The 14197-nt window shown below is 65.8% G+C and carries 16 protein-coding genes and 1 tRNA gene; 13 read left to right on the top strand and 4 right to left on the bottom strand.

The features are described from left to right. The 8 genes from rsmB to VF522_RS18090 all read left to right on the top strand — a co-directional run. Positions 1 to 1155, top strand: a 1155-nt coding sequence (rsmB, locus tag VF522_RS18060) for a 16S rRNA (cytosine(967)-C(5))-methyltransferase RsmB (RefSeq protein ID WP_330909691.1), incomplete at its 5' end; no start/stop codon positions are given. Continuing rightward, positions 1130 to 1747, top strand: a complete 618-nt coding sequence (locus VF522_RS18065) for a DUF4390 domain-containing protein (protein ID WP_330909692.1) — start codon at positions 1130 to 1132, stop codon at positions 1745 to 1747. The genes rsmB and VF522_RS18065, both read left to right, overlap by 26 nt. Further along, positions 1744 to 4008: a sensor histidine kinase gene (locus tag VF522_RS18070; RefSeq protein WP_330909693.1), complete on the top strand. Its 2265-nt coding sequence runs from the start codon at positions 1744 to 1746 to the stop codon at positions 4006 to 4008. The genes VF522_RS18065 and VF522_RS18070 overlap by 4 nt, the downstream gene beginning before the upstream one ends. A gap of 21 nt (positions 4009 to 4029) precedes the next feature. Further along, on the top strand, positions 4030 to 4755 hold the full coding sequence (locus VF522_RS18075; protein ID WP_330909694.1) for a response regulator: 726 nt from the start codon (positions 4030 to 4032) through the stop codon (positions 4753 to 4755). Between the two features lie 111 nt (positions 4756 to 4866). Further along, positions 4867 to 4942 (top strand) — tRNA-Phe (locus VF522_RS18080). Positions 4943 to 5022: 80 nt separating this feature from the next. Then, entirely contained in the window at positions 5023 to 6030 is a 1008-nt protein-coding gene (locus VF522_RS18085; protein WP_330909695.1) for a DUF4062 domain-containing protein, read from the top strand. Between the two features lie 234 nt (positions 6031 to 6264). Beyond that, the gene (locus tag VF522_RS24555; protein ID WP_414709558.1) at positions 6265 to 6585 is read left to right on the top strand and encodes a tyrosine-type recombinase/integrase; all 321 of its coding nucleotides are present in this window, start codon (positions 6265 to 6267) and stop codon (positions 6583 to 6585) included. An 87-nt stretch (positions 6586 to 6672) separates the two neighbouring features. Further along, on the top strand, positions 6673 to 7266 hold the full coding sequence (locus VF522_RS18090; RefSeq protein ID WP_330909696.1) for a GIY-YIG nuclease family protein: 594 nt from the start codon (positions 6673 to 6675) through the stop codon (positions 7264 to 7266). 9 nt (positions 7267 to 7275) lie between these two features. Here the strand turns inward: VF522_RS18090 and VF522_RS18095 are convergent, their stop codons facing one another. Further along, positions 7276 to 7860 carry a hypothetical protein gene (locus VF522_RS18095; RefSeq protein WP_330909697.1) on the bottom strand — a complete coding sequence of 195 codons (585 nt, stop codon included), beginning with the start codon at positions 7858 to 7860 and terminating at the stop codon, positions 7276 to 7278. A 425-nt stretch (positions 7861 to 8285) separates the two neighbouring features. Between VF522_RS18095 and VF522_RS18100 the strand changes: the two genes are divergently transcribed. Then, positions 8286 to 8687 (top strand): nuclear transport factor 2 family protein, encoded by a 402-nt coding sequence (locus VF522_RS18100; RefSeq protein WP_330909698.1) that lies wholly within the window; start codon positions 8286 to 8288, stop codon positions 8685 to 8687. 33 nt (positions 8688 to 8720) lie between these two features. Here the strand turns inward: VF522_RS18100 and VF522_RS18105 are convergent, their stop codons facing one another. Beyond that, positions 8721 to 9395: a protein-L-isoaspartate(D-aspartate) O-methyltransferase gene (locus VF522_RS18105; protein ID WP_330909699.1), complete on the bottom strand. Its 675-nt coding sequence runs from the start codon at positions 9393 to 9395 to the stop codon at positions 8721 to 8723. A gap of 250 nt (positions 9396 to 9645) precedes the next feature. Between VF522_RS18105 and VF522_RS18110 the strand changes: the two genes are divergently transcribed. The 4 genes from VF522_RS18110 (at position 9646) to VF522_RS18125 (ending at position 10731) form a co-directional block, all read left to right on the top strand. Beyond that, on the top strand, positions 9646 to 9879 hold the full coding sequence (locus VF522_RS18110) for a DUF2789 domain-containing protein (RefSeq protein WP_330909700.1): 234 nt from the start codon (positions 9646 to 9648) through the stop codon (positions 9877 to 9879). Positions 9880 to 10077: 198 nt separating this feature from the next. After that, positions 10078 to 10209 (top strand): hypothetical protein, encoded by a 132-nt coding sequence (locus VF522_RS18115; protein ID WP_330909701.1) that lies wholly within the window; start codon positions 10078 to 10080, stop codon positions 10207 to 10209. Between the two features lie 134 nt (positions 10210 to 10343). Continuing rightward, entirely contained in the window at positions 10344 to 10529 is a 186-nt protein-coding gene (locus VF522_RS18120) for a hypothetical protein (protein WP_330909702.1), read from the top strand. A 10-nt stretch (positions 10530 to 10539) separates the two neighbouring features. Next, positions 10540 to 10731: a hypothetical protein gene (locus VF522_RS18125; protein WP_330909703.1), complete on the top strand. Its 192-nt coding sequence runs from the start codon at positions 10540 to 10542 to the stop codon at positions 10729 to 10731. 7 nt (positions 10732 to 10738) lie between these two features. On the opposite strand, the gene VF522_RS18130 is transcribed toward VF522_RS18125, so the two are convergent. Both VF522_RS18130 and gspD read right to left on the bottom strand, forming a co-directional pair. Beyond that, positions 10739 to 12136: a GspE/PulE family protein gene (locus VF522_RS18130; RefSeq protein ID WP_330909704.1), complete on the bottom strand. Its 1398-nt coding sequence runs from the start codon at positions 12134 to 12136 to the stop codon at positions 10739 to 10741. A 7-nt stretch (positions 12137 to 12143) separates the two neighbouring features. Beyond that, the coding region (gene gspD / locus VF522_RS18135; RefSeq protein ID WP_330909705.1) for a type II secretion system secretin GspD at positions 12144 to 14197 on the bottom strand (2054 nt) is incomplete at its 5' end.

Genomic DNA, 14197 nt, shown 5'->3' on the forward strand with positions numbered 1-14197 from the left:
CAACTGGCCAAGCGCCCGCCGCCGCCGGAAGCCGACGCGCTGCTGTGCACCGCGCTGGCGCTGGCCTGGCGCGAGGAGGACGCGCCTTACTCGCCTTTCACGCTGGTCGACCAGGCGGTCGAGGCCGCCAAGCGCGATGCCGCCACCCGCGCGCAGGCCAACTTCGTCAACGCCTGCCTGCGCCGCTTCCTGCGCGAGCGCGAGTCGCTGGTCGCCGCGACCGACGCCGATCCGGTCGCCCGCTGGAACCATCCGCGCTGGTGGATCGCGCGGCTGCGCCGCGACCATCCCGAAACCTGGGAAGCGATCCTTGCCGTCAACAACTCGCAGGCGCCCATGACGCTGCGCGTCAACACGCACCGCATCTCGCGCGGGCCGCTGCAGGACCTGCTGGCGGCCGCCCACATCGTCTCGCGGCCGGTGGGCCGCCACGGACTGATCCTGGACAAGCCGCGCCCCGTCGATGCGATCCCCGGCTTCGGCGAAGGGCTCTGGTCGGTGCAGGACGCCGGCGCCCAGCTCGCCGCCGAGCTGATGATCCCCGGCCTGCCGCCCACCGCCGGCATCCTCGACGCCTGCGCCGCGCCCGGAGGCAAGACCGCCCATATGGGCGAGCTGGCGCCGAAGGCGCGGCTGCTGGCGCTCGATGTCGACCCGGTGCGCTGCGAGCGCATCCACCAGAACCTGCGGCGGCTCGGCCTGCAGGCCGAGGTCCGTGCCGCCGATGCCGCCGACACCGGCGCCTGGTGGGACGGCCAGCCGTTCGACGCCATCCTGCTCGATGCGCCGTGTACCGCCTCGGGGATCGTGCGGCGCCATCCCGATGTGAGATGGTTGCGGCGCGAATCCGACATCGCGCAGCTTGCCGCGCAACAGAAGCGTCTGCTCACTGCCTTGTGGCCCCTGTTGAAACCTGGGGGTCGTCTCGTGTACTGTACCTGCTCCGTCTTCCGCGAAGAGGGGGCGCTCCAGGTCGAGGCGTTTCTTGCAAACAACAGTGAAGCTGTTTTGCAGCCCGGACCGGGGCACTTGATGCCGGTGGGCGAAGGCGAGGGGGGAGCCGTCCCGGACAATCGACCCAGTGACCACGACGGCTTCTTCTATGCGGTGCTGCAAAAGAGTGCACTGGATGCACCGGCCCGCCAGGATTCTTGAGCGGAGCGTCTGGTCCTGCCTGCTGGTGATGCTGGTGCTGTTCTGGGCGGCGCCGGCGGCCCGCTCGGAATCCACGCCGGCCGAAGTGGCCCAGATGCAGGTGGAACGCACGGAGGAAGGCGTCCTCCTGAGCGCCACGGTGCGCTTCGAGCTGCCGCACGCCGTCGACGACGCGCTGGCCAAGGGCATCCCCATGTACTTCGTGGCCGAAGCTTCGATCTACCGGGACCGCTGGTACTGGTACGACAAGCGTGTCGCCTCGAGCGCGCGCCACATGCGCCTGGCCTACCAGCCGCTCACCCGGCGCTGGCGGCTGCAGGTCTCGTCCGCGCCGATCGGCCAGTCGGGGCTGGTCCTCGGCCAGGCCTTCGACACCCGTGAGGAGGCGCTCGCGGCGGTGCAACGGGTCTCGCGCTGGCGCATCGCCGACGCGACGGAAATCGACACCGAGTCTCCGCACTACATCGACTTCCGCTTCCGGCTCGACGTTTCGCAGCTGCCGCGGCCCTTCCAGATCGGCGCGGTGGGCCAGAGCGACTGGAACATCCTCGCGGTGCGCAGCCAGCGCCTGCAACTGGATCCGCCGCGGTGAACCTGCCCCGCCCGCCCGAAGGACCGCCGCGCAAGCTGGTGCAGGGCTCGCGCGCCTGGCGCTGGGCGATCATCGTCGGCGTCGCGGTGGCCATCGGCATCGGCATCGTGCTGATGTTCCTGCTCACGCAGGCCACCAACAACCGCGAGCTGTACGAGCGCAACTACGGCCGCCTGTTCGCGCTGAACATGGTGGTGGCCGGCATGCTGCTGGCCGTCATCCTCTGGGTGTTCGTGCGGCTCGCCTCGCGCCTGCGGCGCGGCAAGTTCGGCAGCCGGCTGCTGGTGAAGCTGGCGGCGATCTTCGCCCTGGTGGGGCTGGTGCCGGGCGTCCTGATCTACACCGTGTCCTACCAGTTCGTCTCGCGCTCCATCGAGAGCTGGTTCGACGTCAAGGTGGAAGGCGCGCTGGACGCCGGCCTGAACCTCGGGCGGACGACGCTCGACACGCTCGCCTCGGACCTGGCGAACAAGACCCGGTCGGCGGCGAACCAGCTGGCGGACTCCGGCGAAGCCTCCGGCGGCCTGGTGCTGGAGCGCGTCCGCGAACAGCTGGACGCCATCGACGTCGTGCTGTGGACCGGCAACGGACAGATGATCGCGAGCACCGGCCAGTCGCGCTTCCAGCTGCATCCGGAGCGGCCCACGCCGCAGCAGCTGCGCACCGCCCGCACCCAGCGCGCGTTCACCATGGTCGAAGGCCTGGACGACCCCGGCGTGGTCGCCACGGCCACCGCGCGCATCAAGGCGATCGTCGTCGTGCCGCAGCCGCGCGTGGACCTGCTCGGCGAGACGCGCTACCTGCAGGCGACCGTGACGATCCCGCCGGCGCTGGTCGCCAACGCGATCGCGGTGCAGGAGGCGAACCGCGAGTACCAGGAGCGCGCGCTGGGCCGCGAGGGACTGCGCCGGATGTACATCGGCACGCTGACCCTGAGCCTGTTCCTGGCGGTCTTCGGCGCGGTGCTGCTGGCGATCATCCTGGGCAACCAGCTGGCGCGCCCGCTGCTGCTGCTGGCCGCCGGCGTCAGCGAAGTCGCCGCCGGCGACCTCTCGCCCAAGCCGGCGCTGCAGGGCAAGGACGAACTCGGCGGCCTGACGCGCGCTTTCGCCGACATGACGCGGCAGCTGGCCGACGCGCGCACGGCGGTCGAACGCAGCATGGACGCCGTCAGCGCCGCGCGCGCCAACCTGCAGACCATCCTGGACAACCTCACCGCCGGCGTCATCGTGCTCGATCGCGAGGGCCGCATCCAGGCCTCGAACCCCGGCGCCTCGCGCATGCTGCGCTGGGCGCTGGAGGAATACCAGGGCGCGCAACTGCAGGAAGTGCCCGGCCTGGAGGCCTTCGGCCAGGCGGTGCAGCAGCGCTTCGACGAATTCCTGACCGAGACGCAGATCGTCGACCACTGGCAGCAGCCTTTCGAACTGAACACGGCGCACGAGTCCGACGCGGCCAACATCGTCACCCTGGTCGCCCGCGGCGCCGCGATGCCCAACGACTACCGCCTGCTGGTACTGGACGACATCTCCGAGATCGTCTCGGCGCAGCGGATCCAGGCCTGGGGCGAGGTGGCGCGCCGGCTCGCGCACGAGATCAAGAACCCGCTGACGCCGATCCAGCTGTCCGCCGAGCGCCTGGAACGCAAGCTCGCCGGCAAGCTGCAGGACCCGGAGCAGGCCGTGCTGGCCAAGTCCGTGCACACCATCGTCGACCAGGTCGAGGGGATGAAGCGGCTGGTCAACGAGTTCCGCGACTACGCTCGGTTGCCGGCGGCGGAGCTCAAACCGGTGGACCTGAACGGCCTGGTGAACGACGTCCTGCACCTCTACGTCCGGGAGGGCGATCCCACCGGCGGCGCCGCGCAGGTGCCGGTGCGGGTCGACCTCGACCCGGCCGCCCCGCGCATCCTGGGCGACGCGCAGCAGCTGCGGCAGGTGATCCACAACCTGCTGCAGAACGCGCAGGACGCGACCGAGGGCCGGGCCGAGCGGGACGTCGTGGTGCGTACGCAATTCAACGAGGCGTCGCGGCGGGTGCGCCTGATCGTGCAGGACAACGGCAGCGGTTTCCCGGATCACATCCTGAAGCGCGCCTTCGAGCCTTACGTCACGACGAAAATCAAGGGGACCGGACTCGGACTCGCCGTCGTGAAAAAAATCGCGGATGAGCATGGCGCCCGCATCGATCTGAAGAATAGAACGGACGGCAATGTCATCCTGGGGGCGCAAGTGTCGTTATCATTTGGAGTTGCGAGTTAGCAACGCCTGAGCAAGGGACGAATGGCAAACATATTGGTGGTGGACGACGAGCTCGGCATCCGGGACCTCCTCTCCGAGATCCTCAATGACGAAGGACACACCGTCGAACTCGCGGAAAACGCCGCGCAGGCACGGGCGGCCCGCCAGCGAACGAGGCCCGACCTCGTGCTGCTGGATATCTGGATGCCCGATACCGACGGCGTCACCCTGCTGAAGGAGTGGTCCACGACGGGCCTGCTCACGATGCCGGTGATCATGATGAGCGGCCACGCCACGATCGAGACGGCGGTGGAAGCCACGAAGATCGGCGCGCACTCCTTCCTGGAGAAGCCGATCACGATGCAGAAGCTGCTCAAGGCGGTGGAAGCGGGCCTGGCGCGCAACTCGGGAGGCGCTGCAGCCGCTGCGGCGCTGCCGGTGCGCAAGCCCGGGATGATGGGCGTGGCGCCGATGGCGGTGCAGGAACTCACCGTGGAAGCGGCGATGACCGGCGGCCAGACGATCCCCGCGGCGGTGGAGATGGGCCCGCAGGCGCGGCAGATGTTCGAGCTGGACAAGCCGCTGCGCGATGCGCGCGACGAATTCGAGAAGTGCTACTTCGAGTTCCACCTCGCCAAGGAAGGCGGCTCGATGACGCGCGTGGCGGAGAAAACCGGCCTCGAGCGCACGCACCTGTATCGCAAGCTGAAGCAGCTGGGCGTCGACCTCTCGCGCGGCAAGCGGAACAGCAGCACCTCCGCGGCCTGATCCCGTCTTCCTCCCTCCCCCTCCGGGGGAGGGGTGGGGTGGGGGCGCTCCAGATCTCGCGCCGCATCCCCGAAGAGGGCTTCGGCACGCTGCTATAATCTCCCCTCTCACGGCCCGGTAGCTCAGTTGGTAGAGCAGCGGATTGAAAATCCGCGTGTCGGTGGTTCGATTCCGCCCCAGGCCACCAGTCTTCATGCGCCCCAGCGCCCGATTCGGGTTCTGGGGCGTTTCAACATTTGTTGACGTCCTTCTACAATCTTCTCAACCGTGAAGAAGCTGCAGATATTCGTCTCCTCCACGTTCCGCGACCTGAAAGAGGAGCGCCAAGCCGCTGTCTCGGGCATCCTCCTTGCCAGCCACATCCCTGCGGGAATGGAGCTATTTACAGCGGGAGACGAGGCGCAGCTCGAAGTGATCAAACGCTGGATCAGGGACTCGGACGTTTACATGCTGATTCTCGGAGCGCGTTACGGGTCGATCGAGCAAAAGCGCGGAATCAGCTATACAGAGTTTGAATATGACTACGCTACGGAGCTGGGTAAGCCCAGTTTCGCACTAGTGATGTCGCACGACTCGTACAAGGATCGGTTTCAAGCTGCCGATGCTGAAGAGTCGGACGAAGCTCGCGCGGCGCACGCGAAGTTTCGCGAAAAGGTTCTCAGCCGGATTTCTAGCCAATTCGAGAACGTCGACCAGCTGAAACTCGGGATTGTCACGTCTCTGCGCGACATAGAAGAGCGGCCAAACCTTACGGGATGGGTCCGGTCCGATGCGGTTCCCGAGGTTCAGCCCTTGCTTGACGAGCTTGCTAAAGTACAGGCCGAACGAGACGCTCTCCACGAGGAGCTTGCGTCCCGGCCCGCCCCTGTTTCACTCCATTCGGGGAGACGGCTCGCCGGGATCGACGACTCCGTTAGGGTAACCGTGCGATACAAGTGGAAGTGGGACGCGGCACCTACAACGCTCGCCGCCGATGTGACCTGGCGATACCTGTTCGGCATCATCGCACCACATTTGCTCGAACTTCCGAACGATGAGAGGGTGAATATCGTTGTCGCTGAGCGTCTCTATTGCGACCAGAAGGGTTCTGAGCCTTACGAAGCGAAAGTGACTGTGGACGATTGGGGCACGCTCAAGATGCAGTTCCAGGCGCTTGGACTTGTCGAACTCAAATATCAAAAATCCCTCAAGGGCTCGATGCACCTATTCTGGTACGCAACAGATGCAGGGACGAGGCTGGGCGCGGCGCTTCGAGCCGTGTACGCCAAGAGCTAGCGAAGCGGCTTGATGCGTCTTAGCAGCCATGAGAAAGCGACGCTCGTGGAGGTGCTGAAGACGGAAAGGAACTGAACGGTCAGTCTGATCCTGATGCTCCTTCTGGCCACGGGCGCTCGCCTCGATGAAACGCTTTGCGCAGAGTGGGCGCAGGTGGTTCTCGCGAACGGCATCTGGCGCATTCCCGCGAGTAATTCGAAGTCAAATAAGCAAAGCCCCAGCCGCTGAATACGAGTGCTCTGTGGGTCATCCAGCAGCTTGAATCGCAGGAGAAGTTCGCGCGCTCTTGTCCCGTCTCCAAGCGGTGGTAAGTCCTTCAAGACGATTGCCCGTCAGTCGTACAGGATCCGAAAGAAGGCGGGGATTTCGGCAAATGTGCGCATTTATGATCTGCGCCACACGTTTGCCAGTCCGATCGCTTCTGCCGGTCGGAGCCTGTCCGATGTGCAGAAGCTCCTTGGTCACGCCGACGATCGGACCAGCCGGCGCTGTGCCCACTTGTCCATGAAGGCGGTGCAGAAGGCGTCGAACGCCGCGACATTCGCCGTGCCGTAAGAGCCCAACAGATGGTCCAACCCATTAAAGTCGGGGCTTTTGCGAGGGCGCGTAATGGAAGCGGAAGCCACGAGTCTACGGCAGAGGATGGTGGCGGTTCTCAAGAATCGGGGTGAGCAACTTACATACCGGAAGCTGACGGACGCACTCTGGCAGGATTACCCAGAGTTCCACTCACACATGCTTGGGTTGAATGACGGCGTGGAGAGCGAGGCGCGTAAGAAGCTGAGAATTCGCATGGGCATGGAGGTCAAGGCTCACCCCGAAGTCTTCGCCGCCACCAAAATTGACGACGTTGTTGTAGTTGGACTTGCCGCTACGGAAGACGACGCAGCCATCGAATTGGAGGAGGAGCAAGAAGAGGAGCAGGGGGCCGTCTCGCCGTCGGTGTACTGGTACACCTTTCCTGCGTACAAGCGAGCGGCCGGCCCTTTCCCCATCAAGATTGGAAAGGGAGCAGATCCGGAGAGTCGAATCATGCAGCAGGTGACTCCCATGCCGGAAAAGCCTGAGATCCTTGGTCAGTTCCAACATCCTGAAGTGGACAATTTGGAGAAGGCAGTCCAGTACACCCTGAAGGCTCGAGGCAAACGCAAATCGGACGCACCCGGAGCGGAGTGGTTCCTGACCACCCCTCAAGAAATTGCGCTCGTGATCCAGGCGATTCTGGGCAAGCAATAACTCGCAGTCTTAGCGCCGCCTGCATGCGGACAACGCGAGTTGTTGTTCAAGCCAGTCTGAAAAGTTCTCTACCTGGAGCAGCACAGTCTCAAGAGCTTCGGCACTTACCTCAATGGTCGGCAGCAAAAGCGCGGACTCACTTGACGGCAGTCGGGCCAGCAACTCTCGTTCCGACTCAGAAATAAAGGTTGGCTTTGGATATCGCGCCAAGTCAGACGAGCGATACGGGGCCGCGATATAGGTGATGCTATCAATGTGTTGTGTGCTGTTTCGAGCTAGCACCACCTCTTCCAGGAGCGCGAGATCGGCAGGTCCAGACGCCATAGACACGTTGCACTGCTGTAGGAATATCTTTTCATATCCCTTCAACCAGTTGCCCGACGGGGATGTCGCCGCGCGGCCACGGACATACAGGGCGTCCAGATACTCAAGGCACAAATGTAGCGTGGCTGCCACGATGGCCAGGCAGGATTGGCCCAAAACTTGAAAGGACTGCTGTGCCTCCAGCCACTCTTCCAAAAAAGGTGGTTCTGCTGATTCCGGATCGGGATGCGGTGTGTCAAACCGAGTTGCGCCTGACTCAATTGCTGCCATGCGGTCTACGTACGGTCGGGAGGCTGTGCCGAAGAGTTGTCGCACAAACGCAAGGCGTTGCCGAACAAAATGTGAGACCTGCATGCCACCCCCTGCATTAGCCAGAACGGAAGAGTGCCACGGAAGGTCCGTTCGGTTCCAAGTTCGGCAACGGTTCGGTGAAGTTCGGTTTGCCGTGCTCCGACGCACAAAAAGCCTTAGCAATAATGGGCTCACCACAATCAGGCCAATGAGTGCTTTGAATCGAAAATCCGCGTGTCGGTGGTTCGATTCCGCCCCAGGCCACCGGAACGCCAAGCCCCTGATCTGTAATGGATCAGGGGCTTCTTGCTTCTGGGCGCCGTGCATCTACATTGCAATCCGGATCAAAGTGCAGTGTGCAGGGCGGCGACGGATCCGTCGCCCGTTCTGGAAGGAGGCAGGCCATGGACACGATTTCTTCCCCGCTGGAAGTGGTTCGGGCCGCGTACGCCGCGTTCGGGGCCGGCAACATCCCGGCCATCCTGGATCTCGTGTCCGAAGACATCGACTGGACTTTCCGCGGCGCCAAGGGCTTGCCTTACACCGGCAATTTCCGCGGGAGGAACGCCGTGGAGAAGTGGTTCGCGAGTGTCGCGCAGGCCGACGAGATCCAAGCGTTCGAACCGCGCGAGTTCCTCGTCGGGGGCGAAAACGTGACCGTGCTCGGCTGGGAACGAACACGGGCCCTTCCCGACGGGAACGTCTTCGATACCGATTGGGTCCATGTCTTCACCATTCGCGGCGGTCGGGTCGCGCGCTTCTGGGGCATTTACGACACGCAAGCCGCGGCGGCCGCCCGGTCCTGATCGGCGACCAGAAAGCGATCCGCAGCCGCCGATTCACGGCGAGTCGACGTCCTCGAGTGTCGAGAAAAGCACCTGGAAGATTTCCCTGGTGGTGACCGAACCCTGCGCGTCCTTCTTGAGCTGGATGAGTTGCTGTCCATCAGCCAACCCGGCAGGGATCACCATCGTGCCGCCTGCCTTCAACTGGTAGATGAGTGCCGGCGGAATCAGCTCGGGAGCCGCTGTCACGATGATCTTGTCGAACGGCGCATGTTCGGGCCAGCCATGGCACCCGTTTCCGATCCTGATCTCGACGTTGGCGTGCCCTTGGTCGGCCAGCCGATGCGCGGCCTGCTCGGCCAGTTCCTCGATGATCTCGACGGTAAAAACGCGGTGCGCGAGCTCCGCCAGGATGGCCGATTGGTAGCCCAGTCCGGTACCGATCTCGAGCACCGTGTCGGTCGGCTGCACGCCGAGCAGGTCGGTCATCACGGCGACGATGAAGGGTTGCGAGACCGTCTTGCCGAAGCCGATCGGCAAGGGTGTATCGAGGTAGGCGCAGGGCCGCAGTTCGATCGGCACGAAAGCGTGGCGCGGCACGGTGGCCAGGGCCTTCATGACCCTCGAATCCAGCGCTGCCTTGCCCAAGGACGTGGTCGCGAAAACCGTCTTGGCGGCGATCTCGGCGAGCATGCGCTGCTGCAACGACGTGAAGTCCGGTTCGCTCATGATGCCTTCCGACGCGGCGCAAAGGCGTTCGCTTCGGAATTTGAGCAAAGCGCTTCGGCAACTTCAACCGGGAGACCCTGACGGGCGAGGAGGCACTCGGCCTGGGCATCTGCAAGTTCTTCAGAATGGGCGCGAGCGTGTTCCGCTCGAAGGAAACGAGGCTGCGGACATTCCTTCATCATCTTCATGGCCGGTGGATTCACCCAGATCGGCTACAAGCTCTGAGTCATGCAATGGGAGCCCAAGTCACATGGAATCCTCGAATCACACGCTCAAGGACCTTTTCGGCCAGCTTGGCTTGCCCGACTCGCATGGGGAGATCGAAGGGTTCATCTCCAGGCACCGGCCGCTGGCTGCCGGCGTCCGGCTCGCGGACGCTCCGTTCTGGACTCCGTCGCAGTCGAGTTTCCTGCGCGACGAGATCGACGAAGACGCGGACTGGGCCGAACTGGTCGATCAACTCAACCTGCGCCTCAGGGAGTAACGGCGGAAGCCTCTCGCCGTCTCAGGACGAAAACAGGTCCGATGATCTCAAGGTCAAGATCGACTGGGGGCTGCAGAACAGCCGACTCATCCGCTCATTCCAGCGCCGTTCGTGATGGATTGCACTCACGGCGCTGAGCTTCAGCGTCCCGCAGCCCCGTGCTTCGCTAGACTTTGCCTGCAAAGAGCGGAGACAACCGTGCGTTGCAGCAAGTGCGGGATCATCGCGGACCGGATCCGCCCCAAGTGGTGGCAGCGGTGGATTCCCACGGCCGCACGCTACTACTGTCCCGGTTGCGGCAGGAAGTACTTCCGGGTGCTGGGGCTGTGAACGACGGCTCGGCTGCGGTGTAGTCAGCCACCGACAGCGCGGCGCGGGAGGAGACTAGCCACCGCCGCGCACGACTCCTAGGTGCCGCGCCGCGCGCCCGCCGCACCATGGCATGAGACCCAAGGAGTCCCCTCATGCCTGAAGATCGCACTCCCATCGACCACGGGCTGGCGCATCCCCAGCCCGAGCGCGGCACGATCCCGCAACCCAAGCCCAAGGCCGACGAGGATCCGCGCGAACTGGTGCCCCAGCGCACCACCGACGAGAAGCCGCAGCCCGGCGTGGGCGGCGAGACGGATTTCGTGCAGCAGCCGGATTGAGGAACGCGCCATGGTGATGTTCAAGGCCAGGTTCCGTCCACTCGCCGACGATCCGGGGGCAAGCGACAAGCCCCGGGCGCAACAGCAACAGCAACAGCAACAGCAGCCGCAACCGACCGTGCCGCCGATCGAGAAGGAGCGCGGGCCGCAGTATCCGGTCAAGGAGCCGGGCCCGAAGAGCCCGCCGGAGCGCGCTCGCTGAGGCTGTCTCAGTCGCGCGTGACGCGCAGCACTTCCTCGCGTGAAGTGACGCGTTCGCGCACCAGGCGTTCGCCGTCGTCGCGCATCAGCCGCATGCCGGCCGCGAGCGCGGCTTCGCGAACCTGCGACTCGGCCGCCCGGTTGTGGATCAGGCCGCGGATCCTGTCGTCCGCCGCCATCAGCTCGAAGATGCCGGTGCGTCCCAGGTAGCCGGTGTAGCCGCAAGAGTCGCAGCCGCGCGCCACGCCGTCCACCTGGCAGTGCGCGCACAGCTTGCGCACCAGGCGCTGCGCCAGCACGCCGAGCAGCGAGGAGCTGAGGAGGAAAGGCTCGACGCCCATGTCGGTCAGTCGCGTCACTGCGCTGGCGGCGTCGTTGGTGTGCAGCGTGGCGAGCACCAGGTGGCCGGTCAGTGAGGCCTGGATCGCGATCTGCGCGGTTTCGTAGTCGCGGATCTCGCCGATCATGATCACGTCGGGGTCCTGCCGCAGGATCGCGCGCAGCGCCTTGGCGAAGTCGAGGTCGATCTTCGCGTTGACCTGCGTCTGCCCGATGCCGGGCAACTCGTACTCGATCGGATCCTCCACCGTCATGATGTTGCTGGTGGAAGCATCGAGCCGGCTCAGCGCCGCGTACAGCGTGGTCGTCTTGCCGGAGCCGGTCGGGCCGGTGACGAGGATGATGCCGTGCGGCTGCCCGATCAGCGACTCCAGCCGGCGCAGCGTCTCGCCGGTCATGCCCACCGACTCCAGGCTGATGCGGCTTTCGCTCTTGTCCAGCAGGCGCAGCACCGCGCGCTCGCCATGCGCGCTGGGCAGCGTCGAGACGCGCACGTCCACCGCGCGCGTGCCGATGCGCAGCGAGATGCGGCCGTCCTGCGGCAGCCGCTTCTCGGCGATGTCCAGTTCCGCCATGATCTTCAGGCGCGAGATCAGGGCCGCATGCAGCGCGCGGTTCGGCTGCACCACCTCGCGCAGCGTGCCGTCGACGCGGAAGCGCACGCTGGAATGCCGCTCGTAGGGCTCGATGTGGATGTCGCTGGCGCCGTCGCGCGCGGCCTGCGTGAGCAGCGCGTTGAGCATGCGGATGATGGGCGCGTCGTCGCTCGCCTCCAGCAGGTCCTCCACCGCGGGCAGCTCCTGCATGATGCGCGACAGGTCCGCGTCGTGCTGCACCTCGCTCACGATGGTGGCGGCGCTCGACTCGCCCTGCGCATAGGCGGCCGTGATGCGCTGCGCGAGCGCCGGGGCGTCGAGCTTCTGCAGGTTGCGCACCGGAAACTTGCGCAGCACCTCGCTCCAGCCCGCGGCCGGCGCGCCGGCGTGCCAGAGCACCAGCTGTTCGCCGTCGTCCTCCAGCAGCAGCTGCTGGCTGCGCGCGAAGGCGTAGGGCAGGGGATAGCGCATGCCGGCCTCAGCGCACGCTGGGCGCGGTCGTCGCCGGCGGCGGCGTCAGCGGCCTCCAGGTGTCCAGCGGCGGCGGCACGGTGCGGATCTCCGGCGCGATCGGCGCCTCGTTGACCGGCACGATGCTGCTTTGCGTGGGCTGCGCGTTCTGCTGCTTGGTGCGCATCAGGTCGTAGCGGTCGATCGACAGCGCATCGCTTTGCGCCGCATCGCGGATCACCACCGGACGCAGGAACACCATCAGGTTGGACTTCTTGCGGCTGCGGGTCTCGCTCTTGAACAGGTTGCCGAACACGGGAATGTCGCCCACGATCGGCACCTTCTCCTGGCTGCCGGAGTATTCGTCCTGCAGCAGGCCGCCCAGCACGATCACGCCGCCGTCGTCCACCAGCACGTTCGATTCGATCGTGCGCTTGTTGGTGGTGGGGCCGTTGGTGGCGTTGCGCGTGGCGGGGTCGACGCTGGAGACTTCCTGGTAGATCGTCAGGCGCACCGTGCCGTTCTCGTTGATCTGCGGCTTCACGCGCAGCGTCAGGCCGACGTCGCGGCGCTCGATGGTCTGGAACGGATTGACGGTGTTGCTGGTGGCGCCCGTGTTGGTGAACTGGCCGGTGACGAAGGGCACGTTCTGGCCGATGACGATCTTGGCTTCCTCGTTGTCGAGCGTCAGCAGGTTGGGCGTGGACAGCACGTTGCCGTCGCCGCGGCTTTCGATGAAACGCGCGAGCAGGCCCAGCACGAAGGTGCCGTCGATGTTGCGTGCCGCGGCGGCATTGAAGCCGGTCGCCGGCAAGGTCGTCGTGGTCGTGCCCGTGCCGCCGGCGGCCGTCCCGGCGCTCAGCGCGAGGTCGATGATGTTGGTGCCGGAGTTGCGGAAGTTCGTGCCGAGGAAGCCGATGACGCTGCTGTTGCGGGTGCCCAGGATGTTCTGCCACTGGATGCCGAATTCGGCCGCCTTGTCGGCGTTGACTTCGACGATCAGGCTTTCCACCAGCACCTGCGCGCGGCGGCCATCGAGCTGGTCGATGACCGCGCGCAGCTGCCGGTACTGCGGCTCCGGCGCGGTGATGATCAGTGAGTTGGTGGCGGGATCCGCCTGGATCTGCCCGCCCGTGGACGGCTGCGCCGAAGGCGTGATCGGCGCGTTGGCCGCGCTGGTGCCGGTGCCCGTGCCGGCGCCGCTCAGGCCGCTGGCCGTGACCGGCTGCGGGATCACCCCGCCGGCCACGCCCGTCGTCGCGACCGAGCCGAGCGTGCCCGGCGCGCCCGTGGGCGACGTGCTCGCCAGCGCCGCGCGCAGCACCACGGCCAGCTTGGTCGCCTCGGCGTTGCGCAGGTAGACCACGTGGATGTTGCCGCCGTTGCCGGCGACGCCGGGCGTGTCGAGCCGCTGCACGATGGCGCGCACCAGGTTCAGCCGCGCCGGATTGGCCGCGCGCACGATCAGGGAGTTGCTGCGTCCCTCCGCGATCACGCTGGTGCGCGACCCCGGGTCGATCTGCCCCTGGCCGGCCGCTGGCGCGCCGGGCCCGCCCGAAGCCTCGGCCAGCCGCTGCACGATGGGCGCGAGGTCCACGGCCAGCGCATGCTGCAGGTTGATCACCTCCACGTCGGTCGCGTTCGGCACGTCGAGCGCGGCGATGATGCGGGCCAGCCGCTGCAGGTTGTCCGCATAGTCCGTGATCACCAGCGAGTTGTTGCCGGGGTTCACGTTGATCGTGTTGTTGGGGCTGATCAGCGGCCGCAGGATCGGCACCAGGTTGGCCGCGTTCTCGAAATTGAGCCGGAAGATCTGCGTGGCGATCTGGCTGCCGGAGATCCGGCCGTCCACCGAGACCGCGCCGCCCTGCAGCTTCGCCTCCGCCTCGGGCACCACCTTCAGCAACCCGCCGGCATCCACCACCGCGAAGCCCGACAGCCGCAGCGTCGCCACGAACTGGTTGAAGGCCGCGGCGGGCGGCACGGGCCGGTCGGTCGACAGGGTGATGGTGCCCTTGACCCGCGGATCCACCACGATGTTGCGCCCCGTGATGGTGGCCATGGTGCGCGCCACCGCCGCGA

This window comes from Ramlibacter sp. (assembly GCF_036383835.1).
Classification (GTDB): domain Bacteria; phylum Pseudomonadota; class Gammaproteobacteria; order Burkholderiales; family Burkholderiaceae_C; genus Ramlibacter.